The sequence below is a fragment of the Bradyrhizobium sp. RDI18 genome, assembly GCF_043203335.1.
In the GTDB taxonomy this organism is placed as follows: Bacteria; Pseudomonadota; Alphaproteobacteria; order Rhizobiales; family Xanthobacteraceae; genus Bradyrhizobium; species Bradyrhizobium retamae.
In genome coordinates this window covers 4,212,430-4,232,027 of sequence record NZ_JBICRN010000008.1, presented here as the reverse complement: position 1 = coordinate 4,232,027, position 19,598 = coordinate 4,212,430, and the positions used below count along the sequence as shown (strand labels likewise).

The following is a 19,598-nucleotide window of genomic DNA, read 5'->3' as shown; positions in this document are numbered from 1 at the left end:
TCAAGCCCCCAGCCAGCGACAGATTCGGGGCGAGGCGAGCTGCCGTACGGCGAGCAGCGCCGCGGTAGAGACGAGGGCCGTCAGGCCGGAGGAAACGGCAAAGCTGGCGACGCCGCCGAGCTGGCGCAGCGCTGTATGATCGCGCAGCGCCATCACAATGAAGATGTGCCAGAGATAGATGAAGTAGCTGCCTGAGCCGATCCATCCCAGTAGCGGGGACTTCGGCTGGATGGCGAACAGCGAAACGCAGAACAGGGCCGCATAGAGGAAGAAGGCGGTCAGATCGTAAGTGGCGGCGTCGCCGAGGTTGAGAATGCGCACGGCGGCATAGAACAAATAGGCAGCCAGCATGGCGCCTAGGAGCGCGCGGCGCATATCCTGCTCGAGCAGGTCTCTGAACATCGCGGTCAGCGCGCCAAGCGCGGCAAACGAGAACCAGAACGGAATGTCGCGCGTGCGGATTTCGTCGAGCAGCGTGTCCGACGCTCCGAGCCTCGACATGGCTGGATCCAAATAACTGCCGGTAAGCAAACCGCAGCCGATCGAAAGCAGCAACAGCGTGGTGATCCGTTGCCTTGAAGCGGTTTGTCCGTCCCCGCCGGCCGCAAAAACGAGCCACAGACCGAGCGTGCAGCAGACATAGACAAAGACGTAGTAGTAGACGAACACATATCCCAGCCCGAACCGGGCGAGGGTCGTTCCGATACGATGGTCCATCGCCGGATTATGCAGGGCCATGTAGACGTAGGCGGCGGCGAACGCGATCGCGTAAGGGACCAGGGCTGCCTTTAACCGCTTTGTCAGCGGGACCCGGCCGGAAAGCGCCGTGAGATATCCGGAAGCGAACAGGAACACCGGCACGCAGGGCCGTAGCACTGCATCAAGTGATTTTACCCAGGTCGCGTCGAGCGGCTGCGGCAGCGAATGGATGCCGATCACCATCAAAATGGCGATGCCGCGCATGGTGTCGACGACGCCATCGCGACTTTGGGCCGTTGCGCGCGAGACGCTCAGAGATGGCGGGCTTGCTGATACGCGTTCGACGACCGTCATCATGTGCCCTCCTGCCGCGAGATCGCTGGAGACGGCACGTGTTTGAGCGCGCGGCGGTCGTAAACTTCGGTCAGATATCGCCGCAGCGGCGTTTCGAACGTGCGCAGCGAGACGACGCTCGCAAATGCAAGAACGATGATCGCCACCGGCGCCAGAATCAGCCGTTCATGCTGCGATAAGGAAAGCACGCGCGATCCAAGGGTGATGACGACGGTCGCGACCGGAATATGCAGCATGTAACAGGAATAGGTCAGCGCCGACCAGCGATCGAAGCCGAGCCGCGACAGCAGCGTCTCACGCCCGGCGCAGTCCACCTGAATAGCAAGTATCGCGATGGCGTAGATCGCAAGCAGCGCGGTCATCGTCGGCAGCAGGGAACCGAGTACGATAAACGCCGCTAGCGACGCCGCTAGGGCGCCCGGCATCGCGGGCCAACGCGCGATCCGGTCGCGAAACAGATAGCAGGCCACGCCGAGGTTGAAGGCAGGCAGCGCTCTGAAGGCGCCGCCTTGGTTGATCCAGTCGGCCCACGGCGCTGTTCCGGCAGCCGATGCCCAAAGGGAATTGGCGAGAGCGGCAAGGACCACGAGCGCAACGAGTGCCTCCTTGCGGCGTTGCGCAATCAGCGCGACCAGCGGAAAAAGCAGATAACAAAACATCTCCGCCGAGAGCGACCAACTCGGGAAGTTGAACGTCAAGCGCTCGCCAATGAACGCGTGAAGCAGCAGGAACTGCGCGGGCAGGTCGGAAAGCGGATAACGGGCCGGGTTGTCCGTCCGGGCGGCGCCGAAATGGAGCGCGCCGGCAAGCGCCACATAGAAAGCGAGCGTAGCGAGATGCAGCGGATAGATGCGGGCGAGGCGACGCCACAGGAAGCGGCCGATCGATGCGGCATCGTCGACGCGCCCAAAATATTGACGGGCGATGACAAAGCCGGAGACCACAAAGAACAGGTCCACGAACAGATTGAAATGCCAGGCGTGCGCGACCATGAAACGGCCGATGGGCAAGTCCTTGAAGTAATCGGAATAGTGAAGGATCACCACGGCGCCGGCCGCGATGATCCGCAATCCATCCTGGTGCCTTGTGGCGCTGGTGTCATGCAAGGCGGCGGTACTCCGAAGCAGCGCTGCCCTGGAGTTGAGCAAGGCGGGCAATCAGGCTGATGACGTTTTCGCGATCGCCGCGGGCCAGATCGTTCCAGCGTGCCAGATTCCCTAGTGCCTGCACCACGTATCGGGCGCGCCAGTCCTCGTTCGAGAGCGTAGCCGCGATCCGCGCGGCCGCCGAAGCGAGATCTGCGGTATCGATGTAAACTCCCGACTCGCCGAGCACCTCGCGAAAGATGGAGGCATCGGGGGCGATGATCGGCAGGCCGGCATATTGCGCTTCCAGCAGCGGCAATCCCAGGCCTTCGTCATGGGAGGTGCAGATGAACAGGTCGGCGGCGTCAAGCAATTGATTGACGCGGTCGGCGGACTGATATCCGTGCAGCTTGACGCCCGGCTGCTTCTCGAGGGCTTGCCAGTCGGTGCCCCATCCCGGCCTTCCGACGATATCCAGCGTAGCGTCGGGAAATCCCTGCATGCGCAGAGCGTCGAGGATTTTCGCCGCCGCTGTAAAATTCTTGCGTGGCTCGACCGTGCCCAGCGCGATCAGCCGCAGCGGTTGGGGCCGCGCGCTCCGTTCGCCGCGCTGTCCGGGGTCGAGGCCGAACACATTGCGCACCGCGGGACGATAGAGCGTCACTTCGGCGTCCGACCGGCAATGCGCGGCAAGTTTGCGCCTGGTATCGCCGGAGTTGGCCAGAAAGCGCGGATAGTGGCGCAGCGCGAGCTTGAAGGGGCCGGCCATGTAAAGCCGCGCCCGCATGTTGAGCTCGGAGCGCCGCGTGATCAGGAAATCATCGTGGATATAGGGTAGCACCCGCGATGCGAATGGCCGCAGCAGCGGGCTGGGCGGAAAGCCGGGACAGAGCAGGATCGAGGACGAAGCGGCGAGCCGCATCGGGAGGCCCAGGGTCTGCGTCGTCAGCATCTGGCGAAGACCCTTCGCCGTCACCGGCACGACATCTAGCGGCGCAAGCGCTGCGGCGGAGAACAGCTCCAGCGTAATGCGTTCGAGACCGGTGACGTGGCGTCCGAGATGGGTGTTGTCGACGTAGATGGCCATAGGAAAGGGAATCCCAAAGTTATGCCGGAACGGACCGGTAGGTGACAGGCGCGCGGACTCGCGGGGGCGCGGCGATGCGCCGCTGCTCGCGCGGCAGCAGGACCGAAATGAGGATCACGAACTGCGCGAGCTGAATGTTCTTCGACGAGAAACTTACTGAACTCGCGGCGATGACGATGATCAGCAGCACGATGGCCCATACGGCGGCGCTCGAACGGCGCAGCAATTCGACGAAGAAGCAGATCAGTCCGATGGTCAGAACGACGGTATGGATGAGGCCGAACTGGACGATGGCGGAAATCCAGAAGTTCTCGATGCCGTAGTTGAGGCCGAGCTGCGACTGCAGCGCATTCACCCGGACCGGATTGGGGCCGAGGATCAGCTCGTGCCAATCGAAATGCGAGAGTAGGTCGAACGTGGCGAAGCGCGCGAGCGCGCTGCCCTTGTCTGAGGAGAAGCGCAGCAGCATCTTGTCGAAAATGCCGAGGTCGAGTGCGGCGAAGACGATGGCGCCGGCGGCAAACAGCACGCAGATGGCGAGAATGGCCGCGGGAAGCTGCGTTCGCTTTCCCTGTATCAGGCGGATCGCTTCAAAGCCTCCGACCAGCCCGATCATCGCCAGCACCGTGACCAGCGACGTCCGGCCGCCAAAGGCCATCAGTGACGCCAGGCAGAATGCGATCAGCGGCAGCCGTACCAGGAGCGGCGGGCAGATCGCCGGACGGAGCACCAGCGCGAGCACGTAGGCGCCGACGACGCCGGATGCCGTGAGCGGATGACCCAGCAGCGCCGCTGAGCGCCATTCTCCCATCACTACGACGTCGCCGAGCGTCAGCGGGATCAGCCGATGCCCGGAGAAATATTCGTAGTATCCGAGTACGACGTTCAGCAGGATCGTGAGGTGAATGGCCCAGGCAAGCGGGTGCCTTTGCGCGGGCGACAACTGCCACATCACCATCGCGATCAGGATCGGCAGCAGAAACGTGTCGATGATGACCGTGAACGGGCGTTCGAGCACGATCACCTGGATCAGCAGAAACAGCCAGCAGAGCAGATAGGCCAGCAGCAGCTTCGAATCGGAAAAAATCCGGTTGATCTCGCCGACCGGTCCTCGACTGCGCATCAGTAGCAGGGAGAGTGCCAGCAACGTGAAATAGGTTGCCGGATGCAGCTTTTCGTAAAAATTTCCGCCCGCCGTCAGATAGTGGATTTTCCAGTTGGTCAGCACAGAGGACGAGAGCGTGAATGTCACCATGACGGCCAGCAGCATCAAGCCGGTCGCGATCCGTTCGATGAACGCGTCGGCATTCGCGACGCGCCCACCGCTGGGGGAAGCTGCCCGCATTGCCGGTGAAGCAAGGTGACGAGGACGCACCCGTGCGACACCGGCCGATCCATTTAGCGGTCCGCGCGCTCTCACCGGGCCGCTCCGGCATGCAGGCCCGCGGTGCCGTATGGCTTCAGGTAGGCCGAGCTGCGGTAATAGTCATAGAATTGCAGGCGGCTGAGATCGACGCGGGTCAGTACCGTTCCCATGATCCGGTCGCTGACGGGGGACAGCAGGTCCATGGCATGGGACAGCACCTCGCGGGGGGTCTGGTCCCACGCGAGCGCCAGGATGATGCGATCGGCCAGTTCGGCGAGCGCGCGGCCATCGACCAGGGGCACGAGCGGCGGCGAATCGATCACGATCAGTTCGTAGCGGTGGCGGAAATAATCGAGCACGTCGACGATCCGGTCGGAGAACATCAGTTCGGTGATGAACTCGACCTGCTTGATCCTGGTCGACGGCAACACAGAGAGCCCGGTGCTTTGATCCACGAGGACGGCGTGTTCCGGCGCGACGTGTCCGATCGCGACTTCCAGCAGTCCGGCGTCGGCGCGCGGACACAGGGAACGGGTCACTTGTGGATTGCGGAGGTCCCCATCGATGAGCAGCGTTCGGATGCCAAGGGTCGCCAGCGACTGCGCCAGGTTGATGGCAAGCGTGGTTTTGCCTTCGCTGTCGAGTGCCGAGGTGACCTGCACGACCTTCACCGGCTGCGAGCGCATCGTCCGTTGCAGCGACAGGCGGACCGCGCGGATGGCCTCCGCGAAGAACGTGCCAGGCTCGTCAATCGCGTAACGCGTCAAAGGCGGCTGCAACGCCGGCGGCAGCAGTTTCGTGGTCTTCGGATCGTAGCTGTCCAGTTCGCTGCGTCCGCGCCGCGCAAGACGGGCCAGCTCTCGCGTACCGATCAACGGAACCGCGGCAAGGGCCGGGACACCCGCAATGGATTCGGCCTGTTCGAGTGTCTTGACGCGGCCGTCAAGATAGTCGGTGAGGAAGGCCAGCACGCTGCCCGCCCCGAGCCCGAGCATCAGGGCAAGCCCCAGGATCAGCATCGTCTTGGGTGACGACGGCCTGATCGGGATGCTGGCTTTGGTCACGATCCGGGAATCCGGCATCTCCAGGCTCTCTTGCGCGGTGGTTTCCTTGGAGCGTGCCAGATAAGATTCGTAGAGTGTGCGGCTGGCTTCGGCCTCGCGCTGCAGTTCGCGTAAGCGTACCTGCGCCTGGCCGGAGGAAGTGGACACGCCCTGGAGCTGGTCCAGGCTCTGCTGCAGGGACGTTTCGCGGGAACGCGCGACGTCATAGTCGTGCTTCGTGCTCTCCAGTATCCGTCGGATTTCGTCGTTGATCAGCTTCTGGGTGTCGCGGCGCTGCGCCCGCACATTGGCGACGAGGGGATGACGCGTGCCGTACTTGCTGGACAGATCCGCTTCGTTCTTGGCGATGTCGGCATATTGCGTGCGCAGTTTGGTGATCATTTCCGAGGAAATGGCTGCGTTGATGCCGCCGGGATCGCCGCCTGATTTCGCGATGTCCTGGACCTGCTCGTACTTTGCCCGCGCCTCCGCCGTTTGCACGCGCGCGGCGATCAGCTTGTTGTTGAGGTCGGTGAGCTGCTGGTCGTTGAGGGTTACGCCCTGCGAGACCATCAGGTTGTTGGCCGAACGATAATCCTCGACCGCTTTCTCGGACGCAACGACTCGCGACTTCAACTCGTCGATCTGGCCGTTGAGCCAATTCGCGGCAATACGCGTGGCGTCGTGTTTGGCGCGGACCTGCTCGTCGAAATAGGCGTCCGCCACCGCATTTGCGATGGTTGCGGCCTTCTGCGGCGATTCCGAATTGACGGCGATGTCGACGAGGAAGGTGGTGCCCTGCCTTGTTACCTTCATCCGTCTCTGAAGGATCTCGACCGATCGCGCCCTGGCGGCATCTTCGGCGCTTGCACCGTCGCTTGGCCCGCTGCTGCTGAACATGCTGAACAGCCGTCTGACCGGATCGAGCAGGCCGGGTTTGGGTTTGAATTCCGCATCCTCCGTCAGCTTCAGCTTGCCGACGACGCGCACCAGGATCGCAACCGACTGAATCAGCAGCGTCTGGCTTTCGATCGTTGCATCGTCGGTGCCGAAATTCGACAGCACGGACTGGTTGGTCTCGACGACATTGGCGCGGCGCGGATCGACCAGCACGGTCGACGTCGCCGTATATAAAGTAGTCGTGAGCGTCAGATAGGTCAGCGCCAACCCGAGCAGGATGGCGACCGGCAATACCACCAGCCTGTAGCGACGGCGCAAGATGCGGCCCATCTCGCGCAGATCGACGGTCGGATACTGCCAGCTTTCCGCGGGACGAACCTGAGGCTCGTCGGGGACCACATAGGGCAGGTCAGAATTGCGCTGTAACATTCATTCCTACCAAGTGTTTGTCGAAGCTGAAGACGGGAACGTCGCTGTCGCGCTTGGTGTAGCGGTAGTAGGCGGAAACGGCGCCGAAGCGGTTGACGAGATATTTGACCCGCGTGTCTGATGTGAGCACGTTGTCCTTGCGGACCTGGCCGAAGAACCGGTCGTTCTCGTAACCGCCCGCCAGCGATACGATCACGTTGCGCCGCAGTTCATAGTCGACGCCGAGTTGAACCGCATTCGCCAGCACGCCGGTGGCGCTGGTGTCGGTGGTCTGCGTTACGAGCTGCTCGGCATTGAAATGCACGTCGAGCAGACGGGTGGGCCGCCACGTCAGCCGCGCGCGGTAGGAAGGACCCTCGATGTTGCCGATCGACGGATCGTCGAAGCGCTGCTGGACATAGCCGGCGCCGAACTCGCCGGTCACCAGATTGCTCAAGCCGACCGTGACGCCGGTCAGCGCGCGATAGCCTTGCGAGTCCAGCGTGTGGCCTGGCGTCCCCCTTATGTCGCGCTGATTGCCTTCCACGCCGCCGAACCAGCCGAGCGTGGAGGAAATCGCATAGTCGATCCGGCTGTGCAGCGCGTAGATCTGTCCGTCGCGGGCGTCCTGGTTGATGATGGTGCCGTCCTGCGCGCGCGTCGATCCGTAGTCGTAGGAATCGGTACGGAAGCCGACCGAGGTCGTGAGCCGGTTGAATTCCTTGCGCAGCGTGACGTCGCCGGACATCAGATTGTATGGCGTCGGCGATATGGCGTTAGCGGGGGAAGTGAGCGTGCCGACGCCTTCGTTCAGATGTGCGACCTGAAAGCTGCCCAGCAGCATCGTGTCTTTCGTAATGTCCAGCCAGCCATTGCCCTTCAGGCTGGCATTGGTCTGGTTCAGGCTCGAAAACTGGCTATAAGCCGTCGACTGCGCATCCAGCTTCAGATCGACGCCATGCCGCCCCCATAGCGAACGCGCGCGCAGCGTCGGCTCGATCACTGCCGCGATGTCGGAACGCGGCGCGGTATTCGACGCAAAGACGTTGCTGTCGTAAAAGGTACCGGCCGTCAGCGACGGGTTGAACATCCAGGAGCCGGAGCGAATGCCGACGGGCTCATAGCCTGGCTGTTGTCGCTTTTTCACCGGCATGTCCTCGGGCGGTATCTCTTCGCGGTTGTCCGGATCGGTCCTGTCCGGCAGCGATGACGGTTCAAAGATTTTCTGCGCGTTCCAGGGTGAAGCGAACTCTCCGCTGGTCCACGGAATGGCTTGTGCATTTGCGGACGATCCGAGACCGAGCAGGATGGCTGCCGCCGTAGCGGGCAACAGGTGGAAGCGGCATCGGCCGGACACGCCTGTGGAGCGCGATCGCTCTCCGCTTCCCTCAGACGTGTTCTGCGATGCAGACTCGAATCCCATCACCCATCCCTTGCGGGAACGCGAAGGCGGCGAACACTTATCGGGCGAGGCCCATCGCTCAAATAATGATCGTCGACTGCGCATAAGAACGGCAGGCCTCATACTCGGTACGCGGGCGCAAGGTTTTTGAGCTGTGAGATTGAAGTGATGCGCTCGCTTGCAACGCGCCTTGCCGGAAAAAGTTTTCCTCGCGTCGCAAAATATTTCGCATGTGCAAAATGCGAACTGTGACAACGGCGCAACATGCGCCATCATCCGCTCATGAGCGGCATCACCTCATCTGCAATTCCGAAACGCTAGAAGTAGCGTTCCGGAACCCTAATGTTGTCGCCGGGGTAGACCGGAACGGGAGCATCGAGAGGGTGGGTCTCTTCCGCACCGGCACCTGCACGGCGGAGATAGACCTTGTTTTCGTTGGCGCGGTACGTGAATCCGCCGGCGCTTGCGATCGCGTCCATGACGGTCAACCCATTGCGGTATGGATATTCGCCGCTCTTCTTCACTTCGCCGAGGATGTAGTACGGGCGATACTGCGCGATCTCGACGTTGACGCGCGGATCGCGCACGATTCCCTTTGCAAGCGCGGATGCTATCGCTTTCTCAAGCTGCCGCGTCGTGGCGCCTGCAGCCTTGATGTGACCGGCGAGCGGAATCGAAACTTGACCGCCATTGTCGATTTCATACTCGCCGGTGATGTCAGGTTCGCCGTAGACCTTCAGCCTGATTCGATCGTTCGGACCAAGAACGTAACGGTCCGCAGACGATGCGGATGGTGGCGTTTGTGCTGAAGCACGAATCGAAAATCCGGCACTGATGCCGGCGACTACAAGGACGAAGAGAAGAAAGGGAAGCGTCGGGCCGGCGCTGGACGACCGTTGCTGCATGGCTGCATCTCCATGAATGCACGTAACAGCCGCGGATGATAAGGAAGCAAAAACGGCGAAAGAATGTGATGACGAAGTTCCACGTGCCCAATATGCGCGCACGCGTTAACGAAACGTTGCATACGTGTCACAGAAAGAGAATCGCCGATCCTTCGATCGCAATGCAGGTCAACGTTCCCGTCCGCCACGCAGCAGTATCGATGTTGATTCGGTTATGCCTGATATCCGGATGCGGCACTGGCGTATGGCCGTGCACGATGAATTGTTCGTGATCCCGCGTAGAGTCCAGGAACGCATCGCGAATCCAAATCAGATCGTTGGGATCCTGATGCTCGATCGGGACATCCGGACGAATGCCGGCGTGCACGAACAGGAAATCGCCGCACCTGAATTGATTGCGCAAGCACTGCATGAACAGTTGGTGTGCACGCGGAAACGCGTCGAGAAAGCGGCGATGCACCTCGCTCGCCGTGGCGGTTTCGTCATGTAGTTCAACGCCATACGACGCAAGCGTCTGCATGCCGCCTAGCTGCAGCCAATACTGCAGGATGGCCGGATCCTGAAGGAACCCTTCCATCACGGCCTCGTGGTTGCCGCGTAGACATACAGCATGATTGGCAACGAGTCGGACCGTCAGCAGATCGATCACGGCCCTGGAGTGCGGTCCGCGGTCAACGTAATCGCCGAGATAGACCTCGACCGTATGCGCGATCGGTCTACGCCTTATGTCATCGTCGATGCGTGCAATGATCTCGCTCAGCAGGTCGGCACGCCCATGAATGTCGCCGACCGCGTAGATGCGTCTATCGGCAGGCGCTGAAGCGTTAACGGAGCGCGAAGGTGCCGCGGGCGATCGGTGCATAATGTGAGATGTCGATCATGGAACCGCGCGGCGGTCAATCCATGACACCATGCGCCGAGATGCAGCCACAAGTATTAGGGCTAGAAAAAGAGCAGGCAGATCAGGATCACGATCGCAATCCACGCAACTGCGTTCGCGATGATGATGCGGTTCCTCAGCCTGCGATCGGGCGACAATGTGCCGTGCGGCACCAGCGCACGGCTGTGCAGACGTTCGGCCATCATGGGCGCCTCCCCTGGAAGCGTTCCGCAAGGTGGACGGCTCGCGAATCGCTGCCGTCTCTGTGTTCTTTCCAAACGTTGCGACCACCGCACCAGCCCGTGCGCCCTAATCACTACTACTCGTCAGGCTGCAGAGGATCGCTTGGCTTTCGATTAACAAACTCGATCAAAACAACGACGAGACAGGCATTTGTTGCCCGTGCAGCGACGCTACATTCATCGAGAATCGAACAATGGAATTTGTTCCGCACTTTTCGATTATGCATGGCAGCCTCGATTCACGCGCAGCTCATTAACCAAGCAAATCGAGACTAAGCATCTCCGAACAAATCGGAATATCGCGTCGCACAAATCTCGTTAACGATTAGTTCCGCGGTGGTGCGGCACCGCTTTCGCATTTGCGCCAAACTTCGCTCAAAATTCTGGAAAGTCTTAGCGACCGCGAAAGTGCGGACGTTCGCTGCTGCGAAGTCGTCGCGCTCGCGGTCGAGTAACTCCACGCGCTTAATTCACAGTCCGGTTCCCGCAGAGAGAGGAGAGTCATGGCCTCCATCGTGACAGCCAACTTCGATCGGAGCAACGTTGCGCCGATCCGAAGAGAGCGAACTGAGATATCAGTCCGTCCTGTCGAGTTTGCCGGCGGCGGTACGCATGGCGCGTATCGAGCCCGCCGGCGCTCGCGCCGAAGGGCGCGAAACGAGCCATCCTCGTCGATTGCAAAGCGTGTGTTCGATATTGCTGCGGCAAGCGGTGCATTGCTGTTCTTCGCGCCGCTCCTGATCGTCATCGCGGTTGCGATAAAGCTGACGTCGCCGGGCCCGGTGCTGTTCTTCCAGTATCGATACGGCTATCGCAACCGTCGCTTCAAGATCTACAAGTTCCGTACCATGCGCGCGGATGCGGGTGATGTGCGCGGCGTAAAGCAGACGGTTCAGGGCGACGCGCGCGTGACGCCGGTGGGGCGAATTCTGCGCAAGACCAGCCTCGACGAAATTCCGCAACTGATCAACGTGATCAAGGGCGATATGTCGCTGGTTGGGCCGCGGCCGCACGTGCCGGGAATGCTGGCCGCAGATCTGCCCTACGAACACCTCGTGCCTTATTATTTTCAGCGGCATACGGCGCGGCCGGGCATTACTGGGCTCGCACAAGTCAGCGGCTGCAGGGGAAGCACGGCCGAGTTCGGTCCTGCGGTTTCGCGGATCGATTACGATCTCGTTTATATCGAGAGGTGGTCGCTGCGCATGGACATCATGATTATCATCCGCACGATCCGCAAAGAATTCCTGTCCGGAAGCGGATTCTGACCGACCACCGTCGCAATATCGAAGGACCATGCAATGCCGATGATCGAGCCGCGCGGCCGTATCGTACCCGTTCTCCTGTCCGGTGGCGCCGGCTCGCGGCTGTGGCCGCTTTCGCGCGAAACCTATCCCAAGCAACTGCTCTCGTTGCTCGGCGAGAACACCCTGCTGCAGCAAACGGCGCTACGGGTCGACGATCGCTCGCTGTTTACCGACCCGATGGTGGTCGCAAACGCCGAGCATCGTTTTGCGATCGGCGAGCAGTTGCGCGCGGTCGGCGTCGACCGTCCGACCATCGTGCTCGAGCCGTTCGGAAGAAACACGGCTCCTGCGGTTGCGGTTGCTGCCCTGCTCGCCAGCGAAGCCGATCCCGACGCGGTGATACTGGCGATGCCGGTCGACCACTGGGTGCGGGATCACGCCGCGTTTCGCGCCGCCATATCGACGGGCATCACGGCGGCGCGCTACGGCCGATTCGTCCTGTTCGGCGTGCGGCCTTCGTCGGCAGCGACCGGATTCGGCTATATCCGGATGGGCGATGAGCTGGAAGCCGCTTCTCCGATTCGTAACGTCGCCAGCTTCGTCGAGAAGCCGGATCTGGTGACGGTCGAGCGCTTGCTGGCCTGCGACGAGCATGTCTGGAACAGCGGGATATTTCTGCTGCCGGCGCGTCAGTTCATCGACGAATTGGCGCACCGGGCACCCGAGGTCCTGGCCGCCTGTCGCAAGGCGCTGACGGGCGCAACCCGCGACCTTGATTTTCTCCGGCTCGATGAGCGCGCTTTCGAGGCCTGTCCGAGCATCTCGATGGACTATGCGATCATGGAGAAGACCGACAATGCTGTGGTGGTTCCCGCCACGTTCGACTGGAGCGATGTCGGAAGCTGGTCGGCGCTGTGGTCGATGGCGGAGAAGGATACGTCTGGCAATGTCGTGATTGGCGATGCGGTAGTGGAAGATGCTTCGGGCTGTTACGTGCGCGGCGACGGGCAACTGGTCGCGGCGCTCGGCGTCGAGGATCTCGTCATCGCCACGTCGCCGGACGTGGTGCTGGTGACCAGCCGGAAACGCGACCAGGATGTCGGAAAACTGGTGGAGCGCCTCAAGGCAAACGGCCATCGCTCGGCAACACAGACCCACAGCGTCCATCGCCCCTGGGGATACTATCAATCGATCCATGCCGGGGAGCGGTTTCAGGTCAAGCGCATCACCGTAAATCCCGGCGCCAAGCTGTCGCTGCAGAAACATTATCATCGCGCCGAACATTGGGTCGTGGTGAACGGCACCGCAATCGTTACGCGCGACGACGAGGAAATCCTGCTGCGCGAGAACGAGTCGATCTTCGTACCCTTGGGATGCATGCATCGTCTGGAGAATCCCGGAAAGGTTCCCCTCAACCTGATCGAAGTCCAGTCAGGCGCCTATCTCGGGGAGGACGACATCGTTCGCGTGCAGGATATCTATGACCGCGTTTGAGGTGTGGTGGGGTGGGAGGCAGCATCCGCATCGAGGGCGAGGCACGCCGCAACGAGGCGTGCGCGCGCTACGTCAAGGGAGGCAGCAATGAACACAAAACAACACGTCAAGGAGCTGGTGAAGGATGCGTTTCCCTCGATATGGCTGCAATGGCACTTCATGAAGCGCCCCAAATCGGCGGAGCGGGAACTGTCGTATCTCGACAAGGTCATTCCCGACGACGCGGTGACGGTCGACGTCGGCGCAAACTGCGGCCTCTACACGCGGCGGCTGGCGCGCCTTTCCCGGCAGGTTCATGCTTTCGAGCCTTCGCGGCAGATGGCGAGGTTGTTGCGCCGAACCTCGGCGCGCAATGTGAGCGTTCACGAGATCGCGCTGTCGGATCATGATGGCGATGCCGAGCTGTTCATCCCGCAAGGCGAAGATGGCTTAGTCTACGGCCTTGCCTCGCTGGAGGCGCGAGCCGATTCTTCGGCGAAGCTCGTTTCCGCCCATGTGCCGATCGCGCGGCTCGACGCTGTCATCGACCAGGACGTGGCGTTCGTAAAGATCGACGTCGAAGGCCACGAGTTGAATGTGCTGAACGGCGCCGTCGAGCTTCTGGAGCGCTGCCAGCCGGTATTCCTGGTGGAGGCGGAGGACCGCCATCGCGCCGAGGCGACCCGCTTGGTGTTCGAATTCTTTCGGAACAAATCCTATCGGGGGTTCTTTCTGAAGGACAACGACGTGATTGGAGTGGAACAGTTCGATTCCCGAAGACTTCAGGATGCCGATGCGCTGCGGCCGGACGGCGGCCGCAAGAACGGACAGTTCTACGTCAACAACTTCTTCTTCTTTCCCCGTCATCTCGACGGCGAATCGATATTGAGCAGCTAGCTCGTCGTTTCATCGCCTTCCCGCCGGCGCGGCCTTTGGGCCGCGCGGCTTTTCAGACAGGAACCGTAATGCATATAGCGATGATTGGCGCCGGCTATGTCGGGCTGGTGTCAGGGGCGTGCTTTTCCGATTTTGGCCATCAGGTCGTCTGTATCGACAGCAATGCGGAGAAGGTTGCGAGCCTCAACAACGGGGAGATGCCGATCCACGAACCTGGATTGGCCGAACTGGTGGCGCGAAACGTTGGCCAAGGCCGCCTTTCATTCTCGAGCGATCTGAAATCGGCCGTCAGCGGTGCGGAAGCGGTGTTCATCGCGGTCGGCACGCCGTCACGCCGCGGCGATGGCCATGCCGATCTTTCCTATGTCTATGCGGCGGCGCGCGAGATTGCCGGCGTGCTTCCCGACCAGGCGGTGGTAGTCACCAAGTCGACAGTCCCGGTCGGGACCGGCGACGAGGTCGAGCGCATCATCCGCGAAGAAAATCCCACCGCCAAAGTTGCTGTCGTTTCCAATCCCGAATTCCTGCGCGAAGGGGCGGCGATCCGCGACTTCAAGCATCCCGACCGGATCGTGATCGGAACGGACGACGCGCGCGCCCGCAGCGTGATGGCCGAGGTGTACCGGCCGCTTCACCTCAACGCGTCCCCAATCCTCTATACCGATCGTCGCACCGCCGAGTTGACGAAATACGCCGCCAACTCCTTTCTCGCTACCAAGATCGCCTTCATCAACGAGATTGCCGATCTCGCCGAGAAGGTCGGCGCCAATGTGCAGGAAGTCGCGCGCGGGATCGGCCTCGACAACCGGATCGGCCAGAAATTCCTGCATGCGGGGCCAGGCTTCGGCGGCTCCTGCTTTCCAAAGGACGCGATGGCGCTGATCAAGACCGGCCAGGACAATGAAGCGCCGGTGCGCATCGTCGAAACGGTGGTCGCCGTCAACGACCAGCGCAAGCGGGCGATGGCGCGCAAGGTCGCGAATGCGTTCGGCGGCAACATCCGGGGCAAATCCATTGCGGTGCTCGGCGTAACGTTCAAGCCGGATACCGACGATATGCGCGATGCGCCGTCGATTCCGCTGATCACCGCGCTGCAGGACATGGGAGCCGAGGTGCGTGTTTTCGATCCCGTCGGCATGGAGCAGGCGAAGAAGGTGTTCGAGAACGTTACCTTCTGCGACAGCGCCTATCGTTGTGCGAAAGGATGCCACGCGCTCGTCATCGTCACGGAATGGGAGCAGTTCCGGGCGCTGGATCTCAAGGAATTGTCCACCATCATGGCCTGTCCCGTCATTGTCGATCTGCGCAACATCTACTCTCCGGAGGAGGTGAGGCGGAACGGCTTTCTGTACTGCGGCGTGGGGCGGCCGAAATCGGTGGCGTACTGACAAGCATGAGCCGTCATGACATCGGCTGGTGGAGGATGCACGCATGATGCCGGATCAAGCAATTCTGGTAACGGGAGCCGCGGGCTTCATCGGATTTCACGTGGCGCAACGCTTGCTGCAGTCGGGCCATCGCGTGGTCGGGCTCGACAACCTCAATTCATACTACGATCCGCAACTGAAGGCGGCCCGGCTCGCGATCCTGCGCAACGATTCGCGTTTTCAGTTTGAAGAGCTGGACGTGGCGGATCGCGTCGCGATACCGGCGCTGTTCGCGCGCCATCGGTTTCCCGTCGTCATCCATCTGGCCGCGCAAGCAGGTGTGCGCTACTCGCTGCAGGATCCGCACGCTTATGTCGACGCCAATCTGGTCGGCTTCACCAATGTCCTGGAAGGATGCCGGCACCATGGCTGCCGTCATTTGCTGTTCGCATCCTCATCGTCCGTGTACGGGGCCAACAGGAAGTTGCCCTTCTCGGTGCATGACAATGTCGATCACCCGATCAGCCTTTATGCCGCGAGCAAGAAGGCCAACGAATTGATGGCTCATTCGTACAGCCACCTTTACGGAATTCCGTGCACCGGCTTGCGCTTCTTCACGGTGTACGGCCCGTGGTATCGGCCCGACATGGCGCTGTTCGTGTTTGCGGACGCGATCGTCCGCGGCAATCCGGTCAAGCTGTTCAATGGCGGGCGGATGCTTCGCGACTTCACCTATATCGACGACGTGACAGAGGCTCTGGTCCGCCTGATCGATCGCGCGCCGCAGGTCGGGCAGCCCGGGCCCGGGCTGGAAGGAATTCAGGACCCGGGATCGAGCATCGCCCCTTGGCGCATCTACAATGTCGGCAACAACAAGCCGCAGGAATTGATGCTCGTACTCGATATCCTCGAGCGGGAGCTGGGCCGCAAAGCCAACAAGGAACTGCTGCCGATGCAGCCGGGCGACGTGCCGACCACCTATGCCGATGTCGATGACCTCGTGCGCGACGTCGGCTTTCGCCCGGCAACCCCGATCGAGGACGGCATCCAGCGGTTTGCGGCCTGGTATCGCAGCTACCACGAAACTAGCCAGGCGATAGCCGCATCCTAGAACCGAACCAGGACGCTTGCGCGAAAGTCCCGCGGCGTGATGCCATGCTTGTTCTTGAACGCGCGTGCAGCATGAGCGGCATCGGCAAACCCGCACTGATGCGCCAATCTTGCGATCGAAATGTTGGCCAGCGAAGCCTGCCGCAGCAGGTTGCGCAACAGCTCGACCCGCAGATGAAGGACATGTCGTTCGAACGTGGTGTCGCGGTCGGAGAAGATGCGATGGAAGGTCCGCTCCGAGATGCCGAATTCGGCGGCGAGCGCCGGCACTGGCCGGACAGCGGCGATATTGGCCCTCAGATAGGTATCGATCAGGCAAAACAGGTTGGGACGGCTGAGTTGATGACTGGCGCCTGCGGCAAGACGCAGCAGAGCCGACAGGAAGGCGACGATGTCTGGCTCCTCCTGTCGCCCCGGCGTATCGGGCAAGGAAATCGCGTTGCGAACCATCGCGGCAATCGAACGCGCAACAGTCCCGGATAGCGGCACAGGCTTGGCGCATAATCGCTCCGCGCTGGGAATGGACCGCAACAGCGGCGCGGCGGGGACGGTTGCGATCAGCAGTTCCGCGCGCTGTTCGGGGCCGAATAGCCGGTCCTCGAACGGACGCCGCGCGTCATAGAGCACGCCATATCCCGGATCGATCGTGCCCTCGTTGCCGGCTTGCATCATCGCGCTGCGCCCGCGCCGCTGAAAATCGAACATGAATTCGTCCGAGCCGGCCCGGCTCACCAGCCTGGCATCGCGGGTGTAGCATTGCGGACTGCTGTCGAAGCGCACGAGCTTGGCATCGCCGATCTCGACGAACTCGAAGTGGCCGCTGACGACGGTGGAGCCGAGCGGCTTGGTCTCGATATTGGCGAAAGACCGGCAGATCGCCTCAGTCCAGAAGGCCTGACGCTCCGTCGGACGGATCGGATCGGTGGAGACGCTGATCGGCATCGCGTGACGACATCCGGTTGATGAACCCCAGCGTCGCGCAGGATTGGTGGCTCTGGCAAGGGCCGAACCAGCGCCGGACGTGGCAGGTTCATTCAAGACGCACCGCTCGGACCGCCGTAACCTGCGACCAGTCCATGGGAACTCGGTCCGATATGATACCTACAAAGCCATCCGTCGTCGGCACAGATGCCGATCATCCGCTCGACCCGCTCAGCGAGGCCGAAGTCGCACTGGCGTCCGAAATATTGAAGAAAGAGAAGAGACTCGGGCCCCATGCGCGATTTACCCATGTGCAACTCGAAGAGCCCGCCAAGTCCGACGTCCTCGGCTGGAAGCCGGGCGTTGTGCTGCCACGGCGGGCCGCCGCTACCCTGTTCGACTGCAAGACCGGCGCGACGCATGTCGCCACCGTGGACCTTGAATCAAAGTCCGTGATCGCGTGGCAGGAGTATTCGACCAAGGCCCATCCTTACGGCCAGCCGCCGATTACCATCGAGGAGGTGTTCAAGGTCGGCGACATCGTCAAGGCCGATGCGGACTGGCGGCGCGCGATGAAGCGGCGCGGTCTCGATGACAAGGACATCGAGCTGGTTCAGGTCGATCCGTTCTCGGCCGGCTATTTCGACCGCGAGGTGGAGAAGGGCCGCAGGCTGGTCAGCGCCGTGTCCTACTGGCGTAGGGATCTTAAGGACAACGGCTATGCGCATCCGATCGAGGGCGTGGTCGCGCTGGTTGACCTGATCGAGAACAGGATCGTCCATCTAGTCGACGAGCCCGACATTATTCCGATCCCGAAAAAGTCGCGCAACTACGACCGGGCGTCGATCCCGCAAACGCGCAAGGACGTCAAGCCGCTCGACATCGTGCAGAAGGACGGCCCGAGCTTTACGGTCGAGGGCTGGAAGGTCAGTTGGCAAAACTGGTCGTTCCGCGTCGGCTGGACCGCGCGCGAGGGCCTCGTGCTGCACCAGATCTCCTTCCGCGACGGTGCGCGCGAACGGCCGATCATTTATCGAGCCAGCGTCACCGACATGATCGTGCCCTATGCCGATCCGACCGCGAACCATTTCTGGAAATGCGCCTTCGATGCCGGCGAGTATGGATTGGGCAAGCTCGCCAACGCGCTCGAACTCGGCTGCGACTGCCTCGGCCATATCAATTATTTCGATGTGCCGGTCGCCGACGATTACGGCGAGCCCAGCATCATGAAGAACGCGATCTGCCTGCATGAAGAGGACTACGGAATCCTCTGGAAGCATTATGAGTTCCGCAACGAGACGTTTGAGGTCCGCCGATCGCGCCGCCTCGTCATCTCCTTCTTCACCACAGTCGGAAACTACGACTACGGCTTCTTCTGGTACTTTTATCAGGACGGCACGATCCAGCTCGAAGTCAAACTGACCGGCATCATCCAGACTGCCGCGATCGCGGCAGGCAAGGACTACCCGTGGGGCGGCATGGTCGCCGAGAGTCTCGGCGGCCCAACCCATCAGCACTTCTTCAATGCCCGCCTGCACATGATGCTCGACGGCGAAGGCAACACCGTAACCGAGCACGAGTTCCGCCCGCGACCGTGGGGTACGGACAACCCATACGGCAACGTGTTCGATGTCACGGCCCGAACGCTCTCGCGCGAGCGCGACGCGGCCCGAGAAGCCGACGGGCGGACCGGGCGGTACTGGAAGATCAGCAACCCCAACAGAACGAATAGCGTCGGCGGTCCGACATCGTACAAGCTGATAGCGCACAGTGCGCCCGCGATGCTGGCGCAGGAGGGCTGTTACATGACCTCGCGCGGCGGATTTGCAACCAAGCACGTCTGGGTGACGCGCTATGCGCCCGACGAGCGCTACGCGAGCGGCGAGTTTCCGAACCAGCATGCCGGCGGCGACGGTCTGCCGAAGTATGTCGCCCAGAACCGCACCATCGAAAACCAGGATATCGTGGTCTGGCACAGTTTTGGGGCGATGCATGTCTGCAGACCTGAGGATTTTCCGGTGATGCCGGTCGAATATGTCGGCTTCACGCTGAAGCCGAACGGCTTCTTTGCGGAGAACCCGGCGATGGACCTGCCGCCCGACCGGAACGCTGCCAGCCGGGACAACCGTGACAAGGGTTCATGCTGCGGCTGACGTCCGCAGGTTCGCTCTTTTTCCTCAAGCAAGGAGACTGACCATGCATGACCGGGCGA

Annotated in this window: 16 protein-coding genes; 6 read left to right on the top strand and 10 right to left on the bottom strand. The window is 61.6% G+C overall.

Annotation, left to right across the window (positions count from 1 at the left end):
• The 9 genes from ACFXS9_RS29470 to ACFXS9_RS29430 form a co-directional block, all read right to left on the bottom strand.
• A complete protein-coding gene (locus tag ACFXS9_RS29470; protein ID WP_392694924.1) occupies positions 1–1,056 on the bottom strand; it encodes an acyltransferase family protein in 1,056 nt (351 codons plus the stop codon).
• Positions 1,053–2,159, bottom strand: coding sequence for an acyltransferase family protein (locus tag ACFXS9_RS29465; protein WP_392694922.1), 1,107 nt, complete (start codon positions 2,157–2,159; stop codon positions 1,053–1,055). Before ACFXS9_RS29465 ends, ACFXS9_RS29470 begins: the two co-directional genes overlap by 4 nt.
• On the bottom strand, positions 2,152–3,225 hold the full coding sequence (locus tag ACFXS9_RS29460) for a glycosyltransferase (protein ID WP_392694919.1): 1,074 nt from the start codon (positions 3,223–3,225) through the stop codon (positions 2,152–2,154). The genes ACFXS9_RS29465 and ACFXS9_RS29460 overlap by 8 nt, the downstream gene beginning before the upstream one ends.
• Positions 3,226–3,244: 19 nt before the next feature.
• Entirely contained in the window at positions 3,245–4,570 is a 1,326-nt protein-coding gene (locus ACFXS9_RS29455; RefSeq protein WP_392694917.1) for a VpsF family polysaccharide biosynthesis protein, read from the bottom strand.
• 71 nt (positions 4,571–4,641) lie between these two features.
• Positions 4,642–6,963: an AAA family ATPase gene (locus tag ACFXS9_RS29450; RefSeq protein ID WP_392694914.1), complete on the bottom strand. Its 2,322-nt coding sequence runs from the start codon at positions 6,961–6,963 to the stop codon at positions 4,642–4,644.
• Complete coding sequence (locus ACFXS9_RS29445; protein ID WP_392694911.1) at positions 6,944–8,299, bottom strand: outer membrane beta-barrel protein; 1,356 nt, start codon at positions 8,297–8,299, stop codon at positions 6,944–6,946. The genes ACFXS9_RS29450 and ACFXS9_RS29445 overlap by 20 nt, the downstream gene beginning before the upstream one ends.
• 362 nt (positions 8,300–8,661) lie before the next feature.
• Complete coding sequence (locus ACFXS9_RS29440; RefSeq protein WP_392694909.1) at positions 8,662–9,249, bottom strand: polysaccharide biosynthesis/export family protein; 588 nt, start codon at positions 9,247–9,249, stop codon at positions 8,662–8,664.
• Positions 9,250–9,376: 127 nt separating this feature from the next.
• Positions 9,377–10,111, bottom strand: a complete 735-nt coding sequence (locus ACFXS9_RS29435) for a metallophosphoesterase family protein (RefSeq protein ID WP_392694906.1) — start codon at positions 10,109–10,111, stop codon at positions 9,377–9,379.
• A gap of 80 nt (positions 10,112–10,191) precedes the next feature.
• Entirely contained in the window at positions 10,192–10,335 is a 144-nt protein-coding gene (locus ACFXS9_RS29430) for a hypothetical protein (RefSeq protein WP_392694903.1), read from the bottom strand.
• A 539-nt stretch (positions 10,336–10,874) separates the two neighbouring features.
• Between ACFXS9_RS29430 and ACFXS9_RS29425 the strand changes: the two genes are divergently transcribed.
• The 5 genes from ACFXS9_RS29425 (at position 10,875) to ACFXS9_RS29405 (ending at position 16,466) form a co-directional block, all read left to right on the top strand.
• Positions 10,875–11,639 (top strand): sugar transferase, encoded by a 765-nt coding sequence (locus ACFXS9_RS29425; RefSeq protein ID WP_392694900.1) that lies wholly within the window; start codon positions 10,875–10,877, stop codon positions 11,637–11,639.
• Positions 11,640–11,678: 39 nt separating this feature from the next.
• On the top strand, positions 11,679–13,112 hold the full coding sequence (locus ACFXS9_RS29420; protein ID WP_392700080.1) for a mannose-1-phosphate guanylyltransferase/mannose-6-phosphate isomerase: 1,434 nt from the start codon (positions 11,679–11,681) through the stop codon (positions 13,110–13,112).
• 87 nt (positions 13,113–13,199) lie between these two features.
• A complete protein-coding gene (locus tag ACFXS9_RS29415) occupies positions 13,200–13,988 on the top strand; it encodes an FkbM family methyltransferase (RefSeq protein WP_392694897.1) in 789 nt (262 codons plus the stop codon).
• A 68-nt stretch (positions 13,989–14,056) separates the two neighbouring features.
• Complete coding sequence (locus ACFXS9_RS29410; protein ID WP_392694894.1) at positions 14,057–15,376, top strand: UDP-glucose dehydrogenase family protein; 1,320 nt, start codon at positions 14,057–14,059, stop codon at positions 15,374–15,376.
• A 46-nt stretch (positions 15,377–15,422) separates the two neighbouring features.
• Positions 15,423–16,466: an NAD-dependent epimerase gene (locus ACFXS9_RS29405; protein WP_392700079.1), complete on the top strand. Its 1,044-nt coding sequence runs from the start codon at positions 15,423–15,425 to the stop codon at positions 16,464–16,466.
• Here the strand turns inward: ACFXS9_RS29405 and ACFXS9_RS29400 are convergent.
• A complete protein-coding gene (locus tag ACFXS9_RS29400; protein ID WP_392694891.1) occupies positions 16,463–17,407 on the bottom strand; it encodes a helix-turn-helix domain-containing protein in 945 nt (314 codons plus the stop codon). The genes ACFXS9_RS29405 and ACFXS9_RS29400 overlap by 4 nt on opposite strands.
• A 152-nt stretch (positions 17,408–17,559) precedes the next feature.
• On the opposite strand from ACFXS9_RS29400, the gene ACFXS9_RS29395 reads away from it, so the two are divergent.
• Positions 17,560–19,539 (top strand): primary-amine oxidase, encoded by a 1,980-nt coding sequence (locus tag ACFXS9_RS29395; RefSeq protein ID WP_392694888.1) that lies wholly within the window; start codon positions 17,560–17,562, stop codon positions 19,537–19,539.
• The last annotated feature ends 59 nt before the right edge of the window (positions 19,540–19,598 follow it).

What these genes read in the sequence shown, in the direction of transcription:
- ACFXS9_RS29470 (WP_392694924.1), bottom strand. Translation starts at nt 1,056, where the DNA reads ATGATGACGGTCGTCGAACGCGTATCAGCAAGCCCGCCATCTCTGAGC.
- ACFXS9_RS29460 (WP_392694919.1), bottom strand. Translation starts at nt 3,225, where the DNA reads ATGGCCATCTACGTCGACAACACCCATCTCGGACGCCACGTCACCGGT.
- ACFXS9_RS29455 (WP_392694917.1), bottom strand. Translation starts at nt 4,570, where the DNA reads ATGCGGGCAGCTTCCCCCAGCGGTGGGCGCGTCGCGAATGCCGACGCG.
- ACFXS9_RS29450 (WP_392694914.1), bottom strand. Translation starts at nt 6,963, where the DNA reads ATGTTACAGCGCAATTCTGACCTGCCCTATGTGGTCCCCGACGAGCCT.
- ACFXS9_RS29440 (WP_392694909.1), bottom strand. Translation starts at nt 9,249, where the DNA reads ATGCAGCAACGGTCGTCCAGCGCCGGCCCGACGCTTCCCTTTCTTCTC.
- ACFXS9_RS29435 (WP_392694906.1), bottom strand. Translation starts at nt 10,111, where the DNA reads ATGCACCGATCGCCCGCGGCACCTTCGCGCTCCGTTAACGCTTCAGCG.
- ACFXS9_RS29430 (WP_392694903.1), bottom strand. Translation starts at nt 10,335, where the DNA reads ATGATGGCCGAACGTCTGCACAGCCGTGCGCTGGTGCCGCACGGCACA.
- ACFXS9_RS29425 (WP_392694900.1), top strand. Translation starts at nt 10,875, where the DNA reads ATGGCCTCCATCGTGACAGCCAACTTCGATCGGAGCAACGTTGCGCCG.
- ACFXS9_RS29420 (WP_392700080.1), top strand. Translation starts at nt 11,679, where the DNA reads ATGATCGAGCCGCGCGGCCGTATCGTACCCGTTCTCCTGTCCGGTGGC.
- ACFXS9_RS29415 (WP_392694897.1), top strand. Translation starts at nt 13,200, where the DNA reads ATGAACACAAAACAACACGTCAAGGAGCTGGTGAAGGATGCGTTTCCC.
- ACFXS9_RS29410 (WP_392694894.1), top strand. Translation starts at nt 14,057, where the DNA reads ATGCATATAGCGATGATTGGCGCCGGCTATGTCGGGCTGGTGTCAGGG.
- ACFXS9_RS29405 (WP_392700079.1), top strand. Translation starts at nt 15,423, where the DNA reads ATGCCGGATCAAGCAATTCTGGTAACGGGAGCCGCGGGCTTCATCGGA.
- ACFXS9_RS29400 (WP_392694891.1), bottom strand. Translation starts at nt 17,407, where the DNA reads ATGCCGATCAGCGTCTCCACCGATCCGATCCGTCCGACGGAGCGTCAG.
- ACFXS9_RS29395 (WP_392694888.1), top strand. Translation starts at nt 17,560, where the DNA reads ATGATACCTACAAAGCCATCCGTCGTCGGCACAGATGCCGATCATCCG.